This is a genomic window from Burkholderia sp. IMCC1007, from assembly GCF_027257875.1.
In the GTDB taxonomy this organism is placed as follows: Bacteria; Pseudomonadota; Gammaproteobacteria; order Burkholderiales; family Burkholderiaceae; genus Burkholderia.
Genome location: NZ_JAPVQY010000013.1, coordinates 70742 through 90920 on the forward strand (window position 1 = coordinate 70742; position 20179 = coordinate 90920).

17 protein-coding genes, 1 tRNA gene and 1 pseudogene are annotated in these 20179 nt (G+C 65.7%); 9 read left to right on the top strand and 10 right to left on the bottom strand.

The annotated features are described in order from the left end of the window. Window positions 1-13 precede the first annotated feature (13 nt). Together O1Q03_RS14700 and O1Q03_RS14705 are read left to right on the top strand one after the other, a co-directional pair. On the top strand, window positions 14-1123 hold the full coding sequence (locus tag O1Q03_RS14700) for a class II histone deacetylase (protein ID WP_269504340.1): 1110 nt from the start codon (window positions 14-16) through the stop codon (window positions 1121-1123). A gap of 121 nt (window positions 1124-1244) precedes the next feature. Then, the gene (locus O1Q03_RS14705; protein WP_269504341.1) at window positions 1245-1475 is read left to right on the top strand and encodes a hypothetical protein; all 231 of its coding nucleotides are present in this window, start codon (window positions 1245-1247) and stop codon (window positions 1473-1475) included. 197 nt (window positions 1476-1672) lie between these two features. Here the strand turns inward: O1Q03_RS14705 and O1Q03_RS14710 are convergent, their stop codons facing one another. Beyond that, entirely contained in the window at window positions 1673-2059 is a 387-nt protein-coding gene (locus O1Q03_RS14710; protein ID WP_269504342.1) for an MAPEG family protein, read from the bottom strand. Between the two features lie 193 nt (window positions 2060-2252). Next, window positions 2253-3155 (bottom strand): DUF72 domain-containing protein, encoded by a 903-nt coding sequence (locus O1Q03_RS14715; protein ID WP_269504343.1) that lies wholly within the window; start codon window positions 3153-3155, stop codon window positions 2253-2255. Window positions 3156-3870: 715 nt separating this feature from the next. Between O1Q03_RS14715 and O1Q03_RS14720 the strand changes: the two genes are divergently transcribed. Then, the gene (locus O1Q03_RS14720) at window positions 3871-5028 is read left to right on the top strand and encodes a DUF4382 domain-containing protein (protein WP_269504345.1); all 1158 of its coding nucleotides are present in this window, start codon (window positions 3871-3873) and stop codon (window positions 5026-5028) included. Between the two features lie 1055 nt (window positions 5029-6083). Here the strand turns inward: O1Q03_RS14720 and O1Q03_RS14725 are convergent. From O1Q03_RS14725 to O1Q03_RS14735, 3 genes and pseudogenes are all read right to left on the bottom strand, one after another. Beyond that, a pseudogene (locus tag O1Q03_RS14725) lies at window positions 6084-6365 on the bottom strand (SOS response-associated peptidase family protein); the annotation flags it as partial. Between the two features lie 200 nt (window positions 6366-6565). Beyond that, window positions 6566-6898, bottom strand: a complete 333-nt coding sequence (locus O1Q03_RS14730; protein ID WP_269504346.1) for a hypothetical protein — start codon at window positions 6896-6898, stop codon at window positions 6566-6568. 160 nt (window positions 6899-7058) lie between these two features. Beyond that, window positions 7059-7145 (bottom strand) — tRNA-Leu (locus O1Q03_RS14735). Between the two features lie 251 nt (window positions 7146-7396). On the opposite strand from O1Q03_RS14735, the gene hpnD reads away from it, so the two are divergent. After that, the gene (gene hpnD, locus O1Q03_RS14740) at window positions 7397-8230 is read left to right on the top strand and encodes a presqualene diphosphate synthase HpnD (RefSeq protein ID WP_269504347.1); all 834 of its coding nucleotides are present in this window, start codon (window positions 7397-7399) and stop codon (window positions 8228-8230) included. A gap of 30 nt (window positions 8231-8260) precedes the next feature. Here the strand turns inward: hpnD and O1Q03_RS14745 are convergent, their stop codons facing one another. The 3 genes from O1Q03_RS14745 to O1Q03_RS14755 form a co-directional block, all read right to left on the bottom strand. Then, on the bottom strand, window positions 8261-9466 hold the full coding sequence (locus tag O1Q03_RS14745; RefSeq protein WP_269504348.1) for a DUF1501 domain-containing protein: 1206 nt from the start codon (window positions 9464-9466) through the stop codon (window positions 8261-8263). Between the two features lie 67 nt (window positions 9467-9533). Beyond that, window positions 9534-11051 carry a DUF1800 domain-containing protein gene (locus O1Q03_RS14750; RefSeq protein WP_269504349.1) on the bottom strand — a complete coding sequence of 506 codons (1518 nt, stop codon included), beginning with the start codon at window positions 11049-11051 and terminating at the stop codon, window positions 9534-9536. A gap of 118 nt (window positions 11052-11169) precedes the next feature. Continuing rightward, a complete protein-coding gene (locus O1Q03_RS14755) occupies window positions 11170-11448 on the bottom strand; it encodes a hypothetical protein (protein WP_269504350.1) in 279 nt (92 codons plus the stop codon). Window positions 11449-11706: 258 nt separating this feature from the next. On the opposite strand from O1Q03_RS14755, the gene ompR reads away from it, so the two are divergent. From ompR to O1Q03_RS14775, 4 genes are all read left to right on the top strand, one after another. Further along, window positions 11707-12441 (top strand): osmolarity response regulator transcription factor OmpR, encoded by a 735-nt coding sequence (ompR, locus tag O1Q03_RS14760; protein ID WP_370542727.1) that lies wholly within the window; start codon window positions 11707-11709, stop codon window positions 12439-12441. Between the two features lie 40 nt (window positions 12442-12481). After that, the gene (locus O1Q03_RS14765) at window positions 12482-13843 is read left to right on the top strand and encodes an ATP-binding protein (RefSeq protein ID WP_269504351.1); all 1362 of its coding nucleotides are present in this window, start codon (window positions 12482-12484) and stop codon (window positions 13841-13843) included. A 189-nt stretch (window positions 13844-14032) separates the two neighbouring features. After that, complete coding sequence (locus O1Q03_RS14770) at window positions 14033-14581, top strand: peroxiredoxin (protein WP_006478563.1); 549 nt, start codon at window positions 14033-14035, stop codon at window positions 14579-14581. Window positions 14582-14657: 76 nt separating this feature from the next. Further along, window positions 14658-15185 carry a carboxymuconolactone decarboxylase family protein gene (locus tag O1Q03_RS14775; RefSeq protein ID WP_006752031.1) on the top strand — a complete coding sequence of 176 codons (528 nt, stop codon included), beginning with the start codon at window positions 14658-14660 and terminating at the stop codon, window positions 15183-15185. A 138-nt stretch (window positions 15186-15323) separates the two neighbouring features. Here O1Q03_RS14775 and ispF read toward each other — a convergent pair whose 3' ends face one another. Together ispF and ispD are read right to left on the bottom strand one after the other, a co-directional pair. Continuing rightward, window positions 15324-15809 carry a 2-C-methyl-D-erythritol 2,4-cyclodiphosphate synthase gene (gene ispF / locus O1Q03_RS14780; protein ID WP_269504352.1) on the bottom strand — a complete coding sequence of 162 codons (486 nt, stop codon included), beginning with the start codon at window positions 15807-15809 and terminating at the stop codon, window positions 15324-15326. A 28-nt stretch (window positions 15810-15837) separates the two neighbouring features. Continuing rightward, complete coding sequence (gene ispD / locus O1Q03_RS14785; RefSeq protein WP_269504353.1) at window positions 15838-16548, bottom strand: 2-C-methyl-D-erythritol 4-phosphate cytidylyltransferase; 711 nt, start codon at window positions 16546-16548, stop codon at window positions 15838-15840. Window positions 16549-16656: 108 nt separating this feature from the next. Here ispD and mfd point away from each other — a divergent pair, with 108 nt between their 5' ends. Further along, window positions 16657-20127 carry a transcription-repair coupling factor gene (gene mfd / locus O1Q03_RS14790; RefSeq protein WP_269504354.1) on the top strand — a complete coding sequence of 1157 codons (3471 nt, stop codon included), beginning with the start codon at window positions 16657-16659 and terminating at the stop codon, window positions 20125-20127. The last annotated feature ends 52 nt before the right edge of the window (window positions 20128-20179 follow it).

Here is a 20179-nt window from a genome sequence, read left to right on the forward strand (position 1 = left end):
GTCAAGACCATCCATGAATCGCACCGCCTTCTTCACCGACGAACGCACCTTCTGGCACACCGGCGGCACGCACGCGCTGTTCTTCCCGGTCGGCGGCTGGGTCCAGCCGCCGTCGAGCGCCGGCTACGCCGAATCACCCGATTCGAAACGCCGCTTCCTGTCGCTCGTGCAGGCGTCGGGGCTTGCCGCTCACCTCGACATGCGCGGTGCCGCGCCGGCCACGACCGGCGATCTGCTGCGCATTCATCCGGCGAGCTATCTCGACGCGTTCCGCACGCTCAGCGACGCGAACGGCGGCGACCTCGGCGATCTCGCGCCGTTCGGCAAGGGCAGCTACGAAATCGCGGCGCTGTCCGCAGGCCTCGCGATCGCGGCGGTCGACACGGTCGTCGCGGAGCATGCGGCCAACGCGTTCTCGCTGTCGCGGCCGCCCGGCCATCACTGCCTGCGCGATCGTCCGATGGGCTTCTGCCTGCTCGCGAACATTCCGATCGCGATCGAGGCCGCGCGCGCGAAACACGGCATCGAACGTGTCGCGGTGATCGACTGGGACGTGCATCACGGCAATGGCACGCAATCGATCTATTACGACGACCCCGACACGCTGACGATCTCGTTGCACCAGGACCGCTGCTTCCCGCCCGGCTACAGCGGCGGCGGCGATCGCGGCGAAGGCGCGGGCGTCGGCGCGAACCTGAACGTGCCGCTGCTCGCCGGCAGCGGCGACGACGCGTATCGCTACGCGTTCGAGCGGATCGTGCTGCCCGCGCTGGAGCGGTTCCGGCCCGAGCTGATCGTCATCGCGAGCGGCCTCGATGCGAGCGCGGTCGATCCGCTCGCGCGCATGCAACTGCATACCGACAGCTACCGGTTCATGACGCGCGCGGTGAAGGAGGCCGCGCAGCGCCACTGCGGCGGGCGGCTCGTGATCGTTCACGAAGGCGGCTATTCGGAAGCCTATGTGCCGTTCTGCGGGCTCGCGATCGTCGAGGAACTGACCGGCGTGCGTACCGACGTCGCCGATCCGATGCTCGATCTCGCAATTGCGCAGCAGCCCGGAGAACGCTTCGTCGCTTTCCAGCGCGCGTTGCTCGACGAATTGGCGACGTCGTTCGGGTTGTAACGCCGGTGCTCGCGCGCTCGCCCGCCGGAACGGGCGATGCGGGGCCTGCGCGCGCAGGCCCTTGCGCGATCCGTGCGGATGGAGTCTCCTGTGCTTTTACACCTGCCAGGCCCCTCTTCCGATGAAATCGTCTCCGAGCGAACCCGACTCCAAGGACAAAGCGCGCCGTCAGCCGTCGAAGCTCGCAGTCAATATCGTCGCCGTGCTGGTTGGCGTCATCACGTTCGCGATCGGCGCGGCTTGGCTGATCTACAGCTGGGTCGTCGATCGCGAAGCGCAGTATTTCGCGATTCCGCTGGTGTTTTCGGTACCGGTGATCGTGGCGGTCGCGGTGCGGAGTTTCTGGGACTAGCACGAGTTTGATCAGCAGGTGACGCCCGTAGCCTTGCATGTCGATCTACTCGTGGCCGAGCAGGCTGCGCAGTCGACGCTGGAGTTCGGCAGAGCAATGTCTGGTGCGTAAAGCTGGCATGTTGGTCTCGCGATTACGATGCGCCGGTTTGCAGCGGATCGCCCCGAACGCCCGCGATCTCGTCTGTCCGTCGCATCTCAACGTATCACCATCGCACATAGCGCCACACCGGTCAGGTAGGTCCCGAGTGCGCCGACGAACCGGAAAGCGTTGGGTTTTGCCATCGTTGGCCATGCGATCAGTCCGACGACGAGCAAACAGCGACACACCGTTGCGGCGACGATCAGCGACACCGTCGCCGTCGAAGGCGATCGCGCGCCGAGATAGAGAAACAGCAACGCGAGGAACGGCGCGTATTCGGCCGTATTGGCATGAGCGCGGACGAGCTTGTGTAGCCGGTTCGCGGGGTTCGGCTCGCAGCCTGAACTCGTTCCTTCTCGAAAACGCATGACCGAGATGGACAATCCGAGGCCGAAGAGTAGTAGTCCGAGAACCGCCACGCATGTGAGAGCAACATTGTTCATATGAACGAGCCTCCTGGGCAGGGAATCAACGAATGCCGGTCTGGTGCGTGGATGTCGCCGGGTATTCCTGCAAAAGCCGGCATGGCCAGCGTCAAGGACAAAACGGAAATCGGCGTGCGGGTGGCGCGGAGCGTCGACAGCCCCCGGGGTTAAACAGCGCGTAGCCCCTCTTCCCGGTCATGCGCCCGTAGGGTCACGACGACCCCGCTATTGCGCCAAGCACGTGCATCATCGTTCGCGCATTGCGCTGCGCGACATCGCGGTAGCAGTTGTTGAACATGACATGCGTGTGAGCCGTGTGACGCGCAATGTCCTCGATCGGTTGCGCGAGCTCGCGCAGTTCGTCGTCGCTGTACTCGTAGTTGAATCGCTCGGACACCGATTCGGCTCCGCTCCAGGTCGACGCGTTACGGCCATGCAGCCGCACGATCGCCAGCTCGGGCGACGTCGCCTGCCAGACCGAATGCACGCGCTTCGTCACGCCTTCCGGCGCATCGACGATCACGTGCACGATCCCGCGCGCGCGCTCCATCTCGAGCGTGGACTCGCGGTGCTTGTCGTCGAACCAGCTCTCGTGCCGGAATTCGAATGCCGTGAGCAGCGGGTGCATGCGCTCGGCGCAGTGCTCGACGTGCGCGACAGACTTCGGCGCCGCGGTCACCCAGTGCGGGAACTGGAACAGCACCGCGCCGAGCTTGCCCGCCTCGTGCAGGGGCCGCAGCGCCTCGAAGAAGCGCGACCACAGTTCCTCAATGATCGGCGGCGGCACATCCTTGTAGTACAGGTTCTTTTTGCCGGTGCTCGGAAGTTCGAGCTGCAGGTCCTTCGGGAAAAACCTGGGCTCGGTCTGGTGGCCGGTGAAGAGCCGGAACGCCTTCATGTTGAAGACGAAGCTCGGCGGCGTGCGCGCGACCCATAGCGCGCTGTTCGTCGCGCTCGGCATCGCGTAGTAAGACGAATCCACCTCGACCACGGGAAAGACACTGGCGTAGTGCCGCAGACGCGCCTCGGCGCTACTGCAGCCGGGCGGATAAAAGGCGCCCGACTCGATCAGCGTCTTGTCGGTCCACGAAGCCGTACCCACGAGAATCGACATTGCCGTACCCTCGCATCCGATCTGGAACACCGTAGCTTATCTCGAAATAGGCTGTGTTTTTATACAGTCTCTCGGCCGTGATCGAGCCGCAGTGAGCCTACATCTCGGCGTACGGATTCCCGGGCGGCAAGACAAGCCGGAGGACGCAGATCGAGCGCTCGAAACGTGAATCCGAGTCGCCGGTCGACAACGACCCGCGGTCGGCGCTCCTTCGCACATGCGCGCGCCGCAATCTTTCGGATCACCGCAAGCCCCACGATTCCGTGGGCGTCGATCGGAAACTTGGCCACGCGGATAGCAAAAAGCCCCGTCAGTGGTTGGCTGACGGGGCTTTTTGGGCCAAACATCGAAATGCTTGGGCGCATACGTGGTGCGTGAGGCCGGACTCGAACCGGCTCACGAATAAAGGATTACATCGTTCAATGGGAATTTTTTGGGGAGTGTGAAACCTACGCTGCCGTATTGAAAGGATTTTGTTGGTGTGACCGCTAGTTGCTTAGTATCGACCCTCCCATCCAATCCACGATGCGCGCATCACGCGCTGCCACGAAGCAATCGCGCTCACCACACGGCGGGTTCCATCCGAAGCAGCATCAATGTCGGTACAATTTACCGATCAAACGAAATGTTACTGTTGGTTTCAAAGTCGGCCAAATAGTAATCTGAAGTGTCACTATTCTTCCGTCACCCACAATAATACCCACAGGGGTGAGATATGAATAACATCATCAAGAGCGCACTTTGCGCCGCGTTCGTTCCATTCGTCCTCGCCGGTTGCGGCGGCGGCGACGACGGCGGCAGCGTGCAAACCGGCACGCTGCACGTCGCGATGACCGACGCGCCTTCGTGCGGATTCGATCACGTCTACGTCACCGTCTCGCAGGTGCGCGTCAATGGAAATGCGAATGCTTCCGATAACGATGCGGGCTGGTCGACGATCACGCTGGCGACGCCGCAGAAGATCGACTTGCTGTCGCTGACTAACGGCGTGCTCGCCGATATCGGCCAGACCGCGCTGCCGGCCGGCCAGTATCAGCAGGTCCGCCTCGTTCTCGCAGCGAACCAGGGCAACACCCTCGCAAACTCGGTCGTCCCGACGGGCGGCACGGAGCAGGCGCTTGCGACGCCGAGCGCGACGCAAAGCGGCTACAAGATCATTCAGCCGTTCACCGTGCAGCCGAACACGCTCGTCGATCTCGTGCTCGACTTCAACGCGTGCAAGTCGATCGTCCAGCGCGGCAACGGCACGTATGCGCTGAAGCCGGTCGTCACCGCGATCCCGACCGTTGTGAGCGGCGCGATCTCCGGCTATGTCGCGGGGGCCGAAGCCGGCGCGACCGTGTACGCGGAACAAGGCGGCAAGGTCGTCCGCGGCACCGTGGCCGACAGCACCGGCAAGTTCGTGCTGTCGCCGCTGATCCAGAGCTCGACGCAAGGCAACTACGACGTCGTGATCGTGCAGAACAACTTCGCGTCGGGCATCGTGCGCTCGGTTCCGGTCGTGGTGAACACAACCACTGCGGTTTCAGCGTCGAACGCGCCGATCGCGCTGCCGGCATCGACGATGAGCACCGTCGGCGGCACGGTGACGGCAAGCGCCAACGCGTTCGTGCGTGCGCTGCAGACCGTCGATGCAAACGCGTACGAGATCACGTCGGTCAACGCGAACCTGGACACGGGCGCCTATGCGCTCAACGTGCCCACGGCCGCGCCGATCGTCGGTACGTACTCGGGCTCGCTGCCGGTCGCGCTCGCCGCGTCGCCGGCCGCCGCCGCACAATATACGATCGAGGCGGACGCGGCTTCGGGCGCAACGCAATCAACCAACGTCAACGCTGCGACCAGCCAGTCGAACGTCAATTTCAGCTTCTAACGCGTCGACAGCATCATCGAAAGGGCCGCATGGCCCTTTCCTCAATAACGGGAGAAAGAAGTGAAGAAAGGGGTTATCGCACTGCTCGCCGCAGCGAGCGTCGTCGGCGCGCTCAGCGGGTGCGTCGCATACGTTCCGGGTGCACCAGTCGTCATCGCACCGCACGGCGGGCCAGGGAACGGATTCTGCCCGCCCGGACAGGCGAAGAAAGGCAATTGCTGATTGCACGGGGCCCGCGTACAGCGGGCTTTTTTCATTCTTCGTATCAGCAGACAAGCACTGCCCCGCTGGTATAGTCCGGAAAATCAAAGCAACTTGTCTGGTCAATTGGCACGCGCCCCACTGCGGCACCGGGCGACGCTATTTACTTCGCTCGTGTCGCCTTGATCGACGAAGGGCGCAGATACTGATCCGCAACCCGCAGAGCAGCCCGTTCCTCAAGAACTTCCCTTCCGCCACACCCGGTACCTACGGGTTCGCTGAGAGACGCGGCGTAACCAGGTCAACGCGCCCGTATGCGATCTAGTTCCTCTAAGGACCCGGTAACCACTGCCAAGATAGGTTGGACGATTTCGTCGCCTGACATGCCATGTTCGACGTACTCGTGCACATTTATCGTTTGTGGTCGCAGCGAACGTCCGTCGCTCTCGATGACGAAAATCTTTGCCGTTTCTTGCTCTGGCAGCAGTACTACTTGGACGGTTTTGCCGCTGACGGTTGTTTGCCCGCAATACGTGGCCGTCTTTAGCTCCGGTTAATCCGCGGCACCTAACCAGAGTACGCACTGCAGCTCATTCCTCAAAGGGTACCGCCATTCATTTTCTGCACGTTCAATGTGCGATAGCGTGTCGCTACCGCGGCGAATCAACGCCGCGCCCCAGCGACCGCGAACCAAAGTCTCGCCGCGGACTCACCCATTAGTTCAGGGGATAGAATGATAAGCGTCGGACTTATCTGGCACGGCTCCCATGCCATGCTGCAGCAAGTTTGTAGCACGCAAAAAAGCCCGATCGAAGCGCGCTTTTTGCTATGTGCCGCACCGCAGTGCAGGTAAGTTACTTGGGCTCGGCAACAGTCTCGTCCGAGGAATAGAGCTGCAGCATCGCGCGCGCAGCTTCAACGTTCGGGGTCGTCAGCCATTCCTCCCAGTCGTCCGGCCGTAGGATGACGATCGACCGCTTCTCGTCGTCCGGTTTATGCATTCGCGACATGACGGGATGGCCGTCCGCGTTGACGGTAATCATCGTCATCACATGGCGCGGTCTACCGTCCGGGCCTTTCAAGGTGCGCCAGATGCCGGCAACGCACATCGTCGGCTGGTCGATGACACCTACGCGTCGATCGCGTGATGGCGGTTCCGCTGGCAGACGGAAACCATCGAACGGGTTAGCGTCCATCCACTGCCATCCCTTGCGAGCGATCGAGAAAGCATTGCGCAGCCACGAAATGTCGCGCAGGACTGACGCCACACTCACAGCCGGAACGCGCTCTCCATCTGCTCCCGTGAATCCGCGCAATTGCGCATCCCGCCACGCCGCTAGATCGGGAGTCGTGATCTCAGCCAGCGTTTATCGGCCAGCGCAGGGAAGTTGCGAAGGAACGCGCGCAGCCGCATCGATTCGGGGCGCGAGCCGCGCTTCGACGGGATCACTTCCTTGTCGCACTGCTCCAGCATATCCCGGACTGTGTAGCGCTCTGCCGGACTTTGCGCGGCGGTCTGCCGAATCTCGTGCTCACGGTCCGACGCCCATGCCTTTGCCTCGCGCTGCGTACGGAAGGTCTGTGAGTCGCGGATAGGTTTCTGATCGGGGGCGGGCTTTACGGAAATTTGGGCGCGCCAGCCGTCCCGGTATGGGGTGATTGAAGCCATGAAGCTATTTGGGGAGTGACGTGGGGAGAATTTGCGCACTGTACCCCGCAAACGTCGACATTGGGCGGTGATTTATACTGTATGCCCATACAGTACATCGCCCGGAGAGCGTTTATCCACCGTAAATCGACAACGAGTGTCGATCCCCGTATAACCCTGTTGGTGCGTGAGGCCGGACTCGAACCGGCACACCCTTGCGGGCGTCAGGACCTAAACCTGGTGCGTCTACCAATTTCGCCACTCACGCGCATGTCCGTTGCCTGATCGCGCGGCACGCAAGATACGTTCTCCGCGCGCCCGAAATACCCGGGACACTTCGCGCCGACCCGAAAAGCCGGCACGCCCGATCAGGCGAGCGCGAGATTCTACCCGATCTCCGCCGCATTGTCTCGCCCCCGCCGGCGCCGCTCGAAGAGCGGTGCTAGAATGCCGCGCTCGACATGTCGGCCACGCGCCGGCACGCGCCTCCCCGAACCCGCCTTCGCCCCGATCCCGCCCGTGAACTTCGACGACTACTGTCAGCAAAAGGCTGCTCCCGCCGGCTCCAGCGTCTACTACGCGCTGCGCCAGGCACCGCTCGCCGCCGCGCCACGCCTGACGGCCCTGTTCGCGCTGCGCCGCGAACTCGAGGAAACCGTCAAGGAAACCAGCGATCCGACCGTCGGCCACACGAAGCTCGCGTGGTGGCACAAGGAGCTCGCGGCGCTCGCCGCCGGCGAGCCGACGCATCCGGTCACGAAGGCACTGGCGCAGCATCATCCGTCGATCGCGACGGAAGCCGACGCGCTGCGCACGCTCGTCAACGGTTACGGGATGGATCTCGAACAGGCGCGCTACCTGGATTTCGCGAATCTGCAGCGCTACATCGCGCAGGTCGGCAGCACGTTCGCGTCGCTGATCGCCCGCGCGAGCGCGGCGAATCCCGGCGACCCGCAGCCGTGGGCCGCGGACGTCGGCCGCGCGCTGATGCTCGCGCAGTTCGTGCAGGAACTCGGCAACGACGCGCGTCATGGCCGCATCTATCTGCCGATCGACGAACTGCAGCGCTACAACGTGACCGCGGCCGATCTGCTGAACCGCCGCTACAGCCCGGCCTTCACCGAGCTGCTGCAGTTCCAGACGGCCCGCGCGCGCGAAGCGCTCGCCGCGGCCGACGCGACGATCCCCGCATCCGAACGCCGCGCGCAGCGCACGCTGCGCGCGCAGATCGCGCTGGCCGGCGCGCTTCTCGATGAAATCGAGCGTGACAGCTTCCAGGTGCTGCACCAGCGCATCGCGCTGACGCCGATCCGCAAGCTGTGGATCGCGTGGCGCGCCGCACGTCGTCGCTGATTCGCACGGCGCACCCGCAACGCGCGCTCATCACGCCTTCAGCAGCGGCAACGTGTCGAAGCGCTGCTGCAGCACGCGCGTCGCATCGAGCCCCCACCACGGCCCGAGCACGGTCGCATAGAGCTGACGGAAATCGACCGCGACCGGCAGGTTGCCGTTGCCGTCGAGCTGCCCGAGCGCGGGCGGCGCACCATACAGCCCGCCGGCCACGCGGCCGCCCATCACGAAATGCGGCGCGGCCGTGCCGTGATCGGTGCCATTGCTCTGGTTCTCGCGCACGCGCCGGCCGAATTCCGCATACGTCATCACGAGCGTCTGGGTCCAGCGCCCGAGCTCGATCAGCGCGCTGCGCATCGCGCTCATCCCTTCCGCAAACTGCTTGAGCAGCGCCGCCTGCTGGCCCGGCTGGTTCTGGTGCGTATCGAACCCGTTGAGCGTAAGCCGCAGCACCGCGACGCCATCCTGCGCCCCCGGCCCCGACGCGTCGCAGGCGGCGAGCACCTGCATCGCCGTCTTCACCGACGTGCCGAACGTCCCCGCGGGAAAAGCCGTCCTGAACGCGCGCATCCCGCCGCGCGGACGCAGCCGGTCGGCCGCCTTCACGATGTCGTTCTCGACGTCGATGATGTGCGCGAGCGCCGGATTCCGTTCGCGCAGCGACGACGGCTCGGCGAGGCGCGCTGCGCGGATGAACTGCGCGGGATTGACGAGCGCGATCGCCCGCGCGCCGTTCGCGAGCGGCCCCATCTCGGCGCTGCCGAGCACGACGCCGTCCGCCGCGAAACCGGGCGGCACCGGCGCCTGCGCAAACGTGCGCGTCAGCCACCCTTCGTGCAGGTACTGATCGGAACGCGACGCGGTATCCCAGATCTCGATCGAGCGGAAATGCGACAGGTTCGGCTGCGGATAACCGACGCCCTGCACGACGGCGACCTGCCCGTCGCGCCACAGCGGCATCAGCGGCGCAAGCGACGGATGCAGCCCCGTATGCGCATCGAGCTGCAGCACCTGCTCGCGCTTGATGCCGATGCTGCGGCGGAACTGGTAGTACAACGGATCGGCATACGGCACCACCGTGTTGAGCCCGTCGTTGCCGCCTTTCAGCTCGACGAGAATCAGCACGTTCGCATAGCCCGTCGTACGCGCCGCCGGGGCGGCCAGCGCGGACGGTTGCCACACCGACACGCCCGCCGCAGCGGCGGCGCCCGTCAGCGTCAGAAAGTCACGTCGATTCATCGCGCATCCTTCGGTTCGCCGCGCGGCACATTCTCCGCTGCGGCGCTCCTCTCTATCGTCGTTTTCGTCATTTCAGTTGATAGGCCGGATCCATCAGCAGCGCCTCGAGATACGCGCTGCCGGTCGAGTCCGTATCGATCGCCGCAACGGGCGACACCGGCAGCACCGCATGCTGCAGTTGAAGCTCGGTCGACAGTCCGGCCGGCGCCTGCGGTCGCGCGCGATACTGCGCGAGCCAGCGCTCGAGGTCGAACCGCAAGCCACCGCGCATGGGTTTCGCCGGCCCGCCCGGCATGCCGGCCGCCGACGCCGTGTTGGCCACCGTCACCGCATGCGCGCGCGCATTCGGCGGCGGCGCCATTGCGTTCGGCGGCGCCATCGCATGCGTCGGCGCGCGGATGCCGGCGGTCTCGGTCGCACGGAACAACTGCTCGACGAACTGCTTGCGCGCGAGCAGCGTGGTGCTGTTGATCCACATCGCGCCGCCCGGCCAGCCCTTCACGTTCGGCGGATAGAACAGGTTCTGCCCGAGCGTGCGCACGGTGTTCGCGAGCATCTGCGGATCGCCGTACGCGACGTCGAACAGGCGCACCGAGCCGACCACGAATTCCGCCGGCGACTTCACGAGCACGCCGCGGTTGCGCGGATCCCAGAACGCATCGGTCGACCATAGCGCGGCGAGCGCCGCACGGATGTCGTAACCGCTCGCGCGAAACCGCTCGGCAACGGTGTCGAGCGCGTCGGCATCGGGCGTATCGGAAACGAACTCGCGCCACAGCTTGCCCGCAATGAAACGCGCCGTGTCGGGCCGCTTCAGCAGGATGTCGAGAAACCCGTCGCCGTCGAACGCGCCGGTCTCGCCGAGAATCGTCTTGTCGCCCGCATCGTGCCACTCGGGGCGCAGCACGAAGCGCAGCGTGTCGGGATCGATGCTCCAGCCGGTCATCGCGCGCGCGGCTTCGGTCACGTCGTGCTGCGTGTAATGCCCTTCGCCGAGCGTGAACAGCTCCATCACCTCGCGCGCGAAATTCTCGTTCGGACGCCCCTTGCGATTGCTCGCGCCGTCGAGATACTGGAGCATCGCCGGATCCTTCGCGACCGCATGCAGCAGCGTGCCGAAGTTGCCGAGCGCCTCGCGCCGAAACAGCGCGTTCTGCGCGGCCATCGTCTGCGGATACGGCACCTTGTCCTGCCCCGACGTGAAATGTCCATGCCAGAACAGCGTCATGCGTTCGGTGAGCGGCGACGGCGTCACGATCATCTCGTTGATCCATGCGGCGCGCAGCGCATCGTAACGGCGATTGCGTTCGCGCTGCTCGTCGCGGCGCATGTCGGGCGTCAGCGCCTGACGCTGCGCGCGCGTCGGCGGCAGCTCGGCGAGCCAGTCGGGCCACGTCGTCACGGGTTCGCGGCGCACGTCGGCCAGCACGTCGGCCACGGCCTGCGCGCGCGTCATGCCGACGATACGCGCGACCTCGGCGGGGGCGGGAGAAAAGCCGGTACGGCTCAGGAAGAACGACGCATCGTCGGCGTCGAGCGGCGCCTGCATCGCGGGTGATACCGATGCGGCAGCATGCGCTTTCATCGTCTGGAACTCCCGAAACGCACCGGCGGTGCGGATGCCGGTTCAACGGCGGGACGCGGGCGAACGTTGACGGAAAAATTGCTACGGAATCTTTCGTGCGGCGGGACGGACGCGCGGCTCAGCGCTTGTACAGCTCGCGCACGGCGTCCTCGATGTGCTGACGCAGCAGGTGGCGCTCTTCGGGCGTCATGTGCCCGTCGCGGCGGCGCTGTTCGAGATCGGGAGGCACGGCGGAACGGACCGCCGTGTCGGCGGTGCGGTCGGACTGCGACGCTTTGCCGCGCTGCATCTTGCGCGACGACGCGCCCTGCTCGGCGCGCTGCGCATACGCGAGGTTCGACGCATATGGACTGGCAAGTGCGATCGTCAGCATCAGTGCAATCCGTGCAGATCGCATGACCGTCCTCGCTTCTCTGGTCGATTTGTTCCCTTCGTCACGCGGCAACCGGTTACCTCTGGTACTTGAAAAACCCTGCGGAATTCGGGTGTGCAAAGATGAAAGATGGAGTGCAGGGGAGTATCTACTGAATTTCGGCTTCGAGTAAAGGAATCTCTATAGGCTGCCTTTACTCTCTGCGACACTACGGGTAAATTTTGTAACTGACTGTAACGCCGCAAAATAGGCGACCGTGCTTGATTTCCCATTCGCGATAAGATGCCGTTCATGGAAACGAAAAACCCCTCCAAGATTCTCGTCGTCGACGACGACCCGCGCCTGCGCGATCTGCTGCGCCGCTATCTGGGCGAGCAGGGTTTCAACGTCTACGTCGCGGAGAACGCGACCGCGATGAACAAGCTCTGGGTGCGCGAGCGCTTCGACCTGCTGGTGCTCGACCTGATGCTGCCGGGCGAAGACGGCCTGTCGATCTGCCGCCGCCTGCGCGGCAGCAACGACCGCACGCCGATCATCATGCTGACCGCGAAGGGCGAGGACGTCGATCGCATCGTCGGCCTCGAGATGGGCGCCGACGACTACCTGCCGAAGCCGTTCAACCCGCGCGAACTCGTCGCGCGCATTCACGCGGTGCTGCGCCGCCAGGCGCCGGCCGAACTGCCGGGCGCACCGTCCGAAACCACCGAGGTGTTCGAGTTCGGCGAGTTCTCGCTGAATCTCGCGACGCGCACGCTGACGAAGTCGGGCCAGGAAATTCCGCTGACGACCGGCGAATTCTCGGTGCTGAAGGTGTTCGCGCGTCATCCGCGCCAGCCGCTGTCGCGTGAAAAGCTGATGGAGCTCGCGCGCGGTCGCGAATACGAAGTGTTCGACCGCAGCCTCGACGTGCAGATCTCGCGTCTGCGCAAGCTGATCGAACCGGATCCGGGCAGCCCGCGCTTCATCCAGACCGTCTGGGGCCTCGGCTACGTGTTCATTCCGGACGGCGCCGCCTGATCTTTTTCCTTCCCGGTTTCGCCTGTCCTCGGCCCGTCCCATGCGTATCGACCGGCGCCTTTTGCAGCTCGCGTTCGGCGGGCTGTTCTGGCGCACCTTCCTGCTGATCGCGCTGCTGATCTCGGTCAGTCTCGCCGCGTGGTTCCAGAGCTTTCGCGTGATCGAACGCGAGCCGCGCGCACAGCGCGTCGCGCTCCAGCTCGTCGCGGTCGTGAAGCTCACGCGCACCGCCCTGCTCTATTCCGATCCCGACTTGCGGCGCGCGCTGCTGCAGGATCTCGAGAGCAACGAGGGCGTGCGTGTGTACCCGCGCGAAAAGACCGACAAGTTCAAGCTGCAGCCCGACGAATCGCTGAATCGTCTGATCGAACACGACATCCGCAGCCGCCTCGGCGACGATACCGTGATCGCGCAGTCGGTCAACGACATACCCGGCGTGTGGATCAGCTTCAAGATCGACGACGACGACTACTGGGTCGCGCTCGACCGCGACCAGCTCGACAACGTCACGGGCCTGCAGTGGGCCGGCTGGGGGCTGTTCGCGCTCGCGCTGTCGCTGTTCGGCTCCGCGTTCATCACGAGCCTCGTGAACCGGCCGTTCTCGCGGCTCGCGCTGGCCGCGCGCCAGGTCGGTTCGGGCCAGGCGCCCGAGCCGCTGCCCGAGCGCGGGATGGGTGTCGCGGCCGACACCAACCGCAGTTTCAACCAGATGGTGCGCGACCTCGAACAGCTCGAGGCCGATCGCGCACTGATGCTCGCGGGCATCTCGCATGACCTGCGCACGCCGCTCGCGCGGCTGCGGCTCGAAACCGAGATGAGCCCGTCCGACCAGGCGACCAAGGACGCGATGGTCGACGACATCGAGCAGATGGACCGCATCATCGCCGCGTTCATCGACTACGCACGCCCGACGCAGCGCAAGCCGGAGCCGGTCGACCTGTCGTCGATCGCGCAGGAGGTCGCCGCGCGCGTATCGGGCGAGGACGGCGTCGAAATCCGTACGCGGCTCGCGCCGACCGCGGTGATCGAGGCCGACGAGACGGACATGCGCCGCGTGATCGGCAACCTCGTCGAGAACGCGCGCAAGTACGGCCAAAGCCGCGAAGACGGCGTGTCGCGCATCACGCTCGAAACACGCGTGACGCACGCGCGCGTCGAGCTGGCGGTGAGCGACGAGGGCCCCGGCATCCCCGAGGACCAGTTGCCGCTCGTGATGCGGCCGTTCTACCGCGTCGACACGGCGCGCACCAAGGCGGACGGCACGGGGCTCGGCATGGCGATCGTGCTGCGCCTCGTCGGCCGCTATCGCGGCGCGCTGCGCCTGCGCAACCGCAGCCCCGAAGCGGGCCTCGAAGTCACCCTCGAATTCCCCGGCGCCGGCAAGGTGCGTGCGACCGCGTGACGCGTTCGCGCACGCTTCTTGCGCGCGACACTATCGCCACGGTTGAAAAAAGCTATGGAGATAGTTAGTTAAAATCTATTGAAGCGCTCTGCTAATAGTGTTATAGTTTTCCGCATGCTGTCACATCAACGTTGCAGCACCGAGGTAGCTTGACTCAGTCTTCTTCCCAACTCATACAGGAGTATCCGCATGAAAACCGTGGGCGATAAACTCGAAGCATTCACCGTCGTAGCCGCGAAGCCGGGCTTCAACAATCACGAGGAAAACGGCCAGTCGGCGTTCGAGACCGTCACCGAAGCGTCGTTCCCGGGCAAGTGGAAGATCATCTACTTCTATCCGAAGGATTTCACGTTCGTGTGCCCGACGGAAATCGTCGAATTCGCAAAGCTCACGAAGCAGTTCGAAGAGCGCGACGCCGTCCTGCTCGGCGGCAGCTCGGACAACGAATTCGTGAAGCTCGCATGGCGCCGTGAACACAAGGACCTCGACAAGCTGAACCACTACTCGTTCGGCGACGTCAAGGGCGAGTTGATCGACCAGCTCGGCGTGCGCGACAAGGAAGCCGGCGTTGCGCTGCGTGCGACGTTCATCGTCGACCCGGACAACACGATCCAGCACGTTTCGGTGAACAACCTGAACGTCGGCCGCAGCCCGGAAGAAGTCCTGCGTATTCTGGACGGCCTGCAAACGGACGAACTCTGCCCGTGCAACCGCGCAGTCGGCGGCGCAACGCTGTAAGCGTAGCAATGCACGAAGCCCGCGGCGCACGTCCTGCCTGCGGGCTTTTTTAACGGCCAACCCATAGGAGATATCAATGGAATTCATCGACTCGATTAAGGCACGTATCCCCGACTACGCGAAGGACATTCGCCTGAACCTCGACGGCACGATCTCGCGTTCGTCGCTCGAGGGCAACGATGCGGTCGGCGTCGCGCTGGCGGCGGCGGTCGCGGCGAAGAGCACCGTGCTCGTGAAGACGATCCGCGAAGCCGGCGTGCTGTCGCCCGAAGAGACGAATGCCGTGCTGACGGCAGCCGCGCTGATGGGGATGAACAACACCTGGTATCCGTATGTCGAGATGGCCGACGACGCCGACCTGAAGACGCAGCGCGCCGAGCTGCGGATGGGTGCCTATGCGTCGCACGGCGGCGTCGACAAGCGCCGGTTCGAGATGTACGCGCTCGCCGCGTCGATCGTCGGCAAGTGCCACTTCTGCGTGAAGTCGCACTACGCGCTGCTGAAGAACGAGCAAGGGATGACGACGACGCAGCTGCGTGACGTCGGCCGCATCGCGTCGGTGATCAACGCCGCCGCGCAGGTGATCGCCGCCGAAGGCGAGTAACCGGCAGCCCGCCGCGCGGCCGCATGGCGCGGCCCGTCGGTGCTGCGCCGTGTCGGCTGCGTCAAACGAAAATGCCACGCAAGCGCGTGGCATTTTTCATTGCAGCGGCGCGAGCGGCGCGCCGCTTCGCGACACTCGTCAGGCGCCCTGCTTCACCAGCAATGCGGCGGCCTGCGCCTCGATACCTTCGCCGCGGCCGAGATAGCCGAGCTTCTCGTTGGTCTTCGCCTTCACGTTCACGCGCTCGAGCGGCAACCCGAGATCGGCTGCGATGTTGGCGCGCATCCCGTCGATATGCGGCGCGAGCTTCGGCGCCTGGGCGATCACGGTGCTGTCGACGTTCTGGATCGTGAAGCCGGCCGCCTTCACGCGCGCGACGCATTCGCGCAGCAGCGCGCGGCTGTCCGCGCCCTTGAACGCCGCATCGGTGTCGGAGAAATGACGCCCGATGTCGCCCAGCGCCGCCGCGCCGAACAGCGCGTCGGTGATCGCGTGCAGCAGCACGTCGGCGTCCGAGTGGCCGAGCAGGCCGCGCTCGTACGGAATCGTCACGCCGCCGATGATGAGGGGGCGCCCCGACACGAGCTGATGCACGTCGTAGCCTTGTCCGATTCTGAAGTCCATGCGTATTCCGGTTGAGATGAGGTGAAAGTCAGGAAGCGTTCGCGGGGCGCGCGAGAATCGCTTCCGCGAGCGCGAAATCTTCCGGGTACGTGACCTTGAAGTTGCGCAGGCTGCCCTGCACGACACGCGGCGTATGGCCGGCCCATTCGATCGCGCTGGCCTCGTCGGTCAGGTCGTGCCCTTCGCGCTGCGCGCGCAGGATCGCGTCGCGCAGCATGCCGATGCGGAACATCTGCGGCGTCTGCGCCTGCCACAGCGCGTCGCGCGACTCGGTGCGCGCGATCGCGTCGCCGCCGGCCGGCACGCGCTTGAGCGTATCGGCCACCGGCAGCGCGAGGATGCCGCCCACCGGATCGTCCTTCAGCGTCGCGACCAGCGTGCGGATCAGCGCCGGCGTGATGCCCGGGCGCGCGGCGTCGTGCACGAGCACCCAGTCCTGGTCGGTCGCGCCGAATTCGGCCAGTTCCATCAGCCCGTTCAGCACCGATGCCTGGCGCGAGCCGCCGCCGCAGCGGCGCACCGCGAAGCGCAGGCCCGCGAAGCGGCGCGCGTCGAAGTGCGTGTCGTCGGGCGCGAGGACGACGAGCGTCTGCGCGAATTCGCTGCACGCGTCGAACGCGGCGAGCGTGTAATGCAGGAGCGCGCGTCCGGCCAGCGTCCGGTATTGCTTCGGCACGGCCGAACCGGAACGGCTGCCCGTACCGGCGCAGGGAATCAGGGCGAAAAGTCGGGGAGTCACGAAAGAAATACGCCGGAAAGGTGAAATCGAGAAGCGGATTTTATAATAGGTCTTTCGTCTCGACCGGCGCACCGCGCTGCGCCCGTGCACGCCACCCCTGCCGTCCCTATGCCAGACAACGCTTCCACCCCGTTCGCCTCGCCCGTCGCCCGCGTCAAACCGGGCCAGCGGTTCGCCTTCGACGGCGCGCACGGCTCCGCCGACGCCCTCGCCATCGCCCGCTATCTCGCCGACAACCGCGACGCGGTCCCGCTCCTTGCGGTGATCTGCGCGAACGCGGTCGACGCGCAACGGCTGTCGCAGGAACTCCGCTACTTCTCGCCCGACGCGCGCGTGCGCCTGCTGCCCGACTGGGAAACGCTGCCGTACGACACGTTCTCGCCGCACCAGGATCTCGTGTCCGAGCGGCTCGCGACGCTGCACGACCTCGGCGAGGGCCGCTGCGACATCCTGCTCGTGCCGGCGACCACCGCGCTGTACCGGATGCCGCCCGCGTCGTTCATGGCCGCGTACACGTTCGCGTTCGCGCAGGGCGAACGGCTCGACGAGGCGAAGCTGAAGGCGCAGCTCACGCTGGCCGGCTACGAGCACGTGAGCCAGGTCGTGCGGCCCGGCGAATACTGCGTGCGCGGCTCGCTGATCGACCTGTACCCGATGGGCTCGCCGCTGCCTTACCGGATCGACCTGTTCGACGACCAGGTCGACTCGATCCGCGCGTTCGATCCCGACACGCAGCGCAGCCTCTACCCGGTGCGCGACGTGCGCCTGCTGCCCGGCCGCGAGTTCCCGTTCGACGAAGCCGCGCGCACGGCCTTCCGCAGCCGCTGGCGCGAAACCTTCGAAGGCGACCCGAGCCGCGCGCCGATCTACAAGGACATCGGCAGCGGCGTGCCGTCGGCCGGCATCGAGTATTACCTGCCGCTGTTCTTCGACGAAACGGCCACGCTGTTTCACTACCTGCCGCAGGACGCGCATCTGGTGTTCACCGGCGATCTCGAAGCGTCGATCCGCCGCTTCACCGCCGATACGAAGCAGCGCCACGCGTTCCTCGCGCACGACCGCGAGCGGCCGATCCTCGAGCCGCAGCAGCTGTTCCTGTCCGACGAGGATTTCTTCGCGTTCGCGAAGCCGTTCGCGCGCGTCGTGCTGCCCGCGCAGCCGGCCGGCGGCTGGGCGACCGCGCTGCCCGAGCTGTCGGTCGATCGCCATGCCGACGATCCGCTCGCCGCGCTGCGCACGTTCGTCGAATCGTCCGGCAAGCGCGTGCTGCTGACCGTCGAATCGGCCGGCCGCCGCGAAACGATCCTGCAACTACTCGCCGAACATCATCTGCGGCCGTCGTCGAACGACGACTTCGCGAGCTGGCTCGCAAGCGACGCGCGCTTCGCGCTCGGCGTCGCGCCGCTCGCGAGCGGTTTCGCGGTGCCGGGCGAAGGCTATGCACTCGTCACCGAAACCGAGCTGTACGGCGCGCTCGGCCGCCGCGCGGGCCGCCGGCGGCAGGAGCAGGCCAGCAACGTCGACGCGATGGTGCGCGACCTGTCGGAGCTGAAGGTCGGCGACCCGGTCGTCCACGCGCAGCACGGCATCGGCCGCTACATGGGCCTCGTGTCGATGGATCTCGGCGAAGGCGAAACCGAATTCCTGCATCTCGAATACTCGGGCGACAGCAAGCTCTACGTGCCCGTCGCGCAACTGCACGTGATCTCGCGCTACAGCGGCGCCGATCCCGACAGCGCGCCGCTGCACGCGCTCGGCTCCGGCCAGTGGGAGCGCGCGAAGCGCAAGGCCGCGCAGCAGATCCGCGATACGGCCGCCGAGCTGCTGAACCTGTACGCGCGCCGCGCGGCCCGCGAAGGCCACGCATTCTCGCTCGACCCGCGCGACTACGTGAAATTCGCGGAAAGCTTCGGCTTCGAGGAAACGCCCGACCAGGCCGCGGCGATCGCGGCCGTGATCGGCGACATGACGAGCGGCAAGCCGATGGACCGCCTCGTGTGCGGCGACGTCGGCTTCGGCAAGACCGAGGTCGCGCTGCGCGCGGCGTTCATCGCGGTGCTGGGCGGCAAGCAGGTCGCGCTGCTGTCGCCGACCACGCTGCTCGCCGAGCAGCATACGCAGACCTTCGCCGACCGCTTCGCGGACTGGCCGGTGCGCATCGTCGAGCTGTCGCGCTTCAAGACGACCAAGGAAGTGAACGCGGCGATCGCGCAGATCAACGAAGGCAGCGTCGACATCGTGATCGGCACGCACAAGCTGCTGTCGTCGGACGTGCAGTTCAAGCGCCTCGGCCTCGTGATCATCGACGAGGAACACCGCTTCGGCGTGCGCCAGAAGGAAGCGCTGAAGGCGCTGCGCGCGGAAGTCGACGTGCTGACGCTCACCGCGACGCCGATCCCGCGTACGCTCGGGATGGCGCTCGAGGGGCTGCGCGATTTCTCGGTGATCGCGACCGCGCCGCAGAAGCGGCTCGCGATCAAGACCTTCGTGCGCCGCGAGGAAGAAAGCGTGATCCGCGAGGCGATGCTGCGCGAGCTGAAGCGCGGCGGCCAGGTGTACTTCCTGCACAACGAGGTCGAGACGATCGAGAACCGCAAGGCGATGCTCGAGGAGCTGGTGCCCGAAGCGCGCATCGCGATCGCGCACGGCCAGATGCACGAGCGCGAACTCGAACGCGTGATGCGCGATTTCGTCGCGCAGCGGGCGAACGTGCTGCTGTGCACGACCATCATCGAGACCGGCATCGACGTGCCGAGTGCGAACACGATCATCATGCACCGCGCGGACAAGTTCGGCCTCGCGCAGCTCCACCAGTTGCGCGGCCGCGTCGGCCGTTCGCACCACCAGGCGTATGCGTACCTGCTGGTGCACGATCCGCAGGCGCTGACCAAGCAGGCGCAGCGCCGGCTCGAGGCGATCCAGCAGATGGAGGAACTCGGTTCGGGCTTCTATCTCGCGATGCACGATCTCGAGATCCGCGGCACCGGCGAGGTGCTCGGCGACAAGCAGTCGGGCGAGATCCACGAGATCGGCTTCCAGCTTTACACCGACATGCTCAACGACGCGGTGAAGGCGCTGAAGAACGGCAAGGAGCCCGACCTCACCGCCCCGCTCGCCGCGACGACGGAAATCAACCTGCATGCGCCCGCGATCCTGCCGGCCGACTACTGCGTGGACGTGCAGGAGCGGCTGTCGCTGTACAAGCGGCTCGCGAACTGCGAGCACGGCGACGCGATCGACGGGATCCAGGAGGAACTGATCGACCGCTTCGGCAAGCTGCCGCCGCAGGCGCACGCACTCGTCGAAACGCACCGGCTGCGGATCGCCGCGAAGCCGCTCGGCATCGTGAAGATCGACGCGAGCGAGGCCGCGATCGGGCTGCAGTTCGAGCCGAATCCGCCGATCGACCCGATGCGGATCATCGAGATGGTGCAGAAGCATCGCCACATCAAGCTCGCGGGCCAGGACAAGCTGCGCATCGAGACGCGCTCGCCCGACCTCGCGATCCGCGTGTCGACGATCAAGGAAACGCTGCGCGCGCTCGGCCCGAAACAGGGGGCGGCCGCGACGGCGCGTTGACGCGATACTGACGGGCGCGACGTTGCTGCACCGCACCGCGCCCGACCAAGGC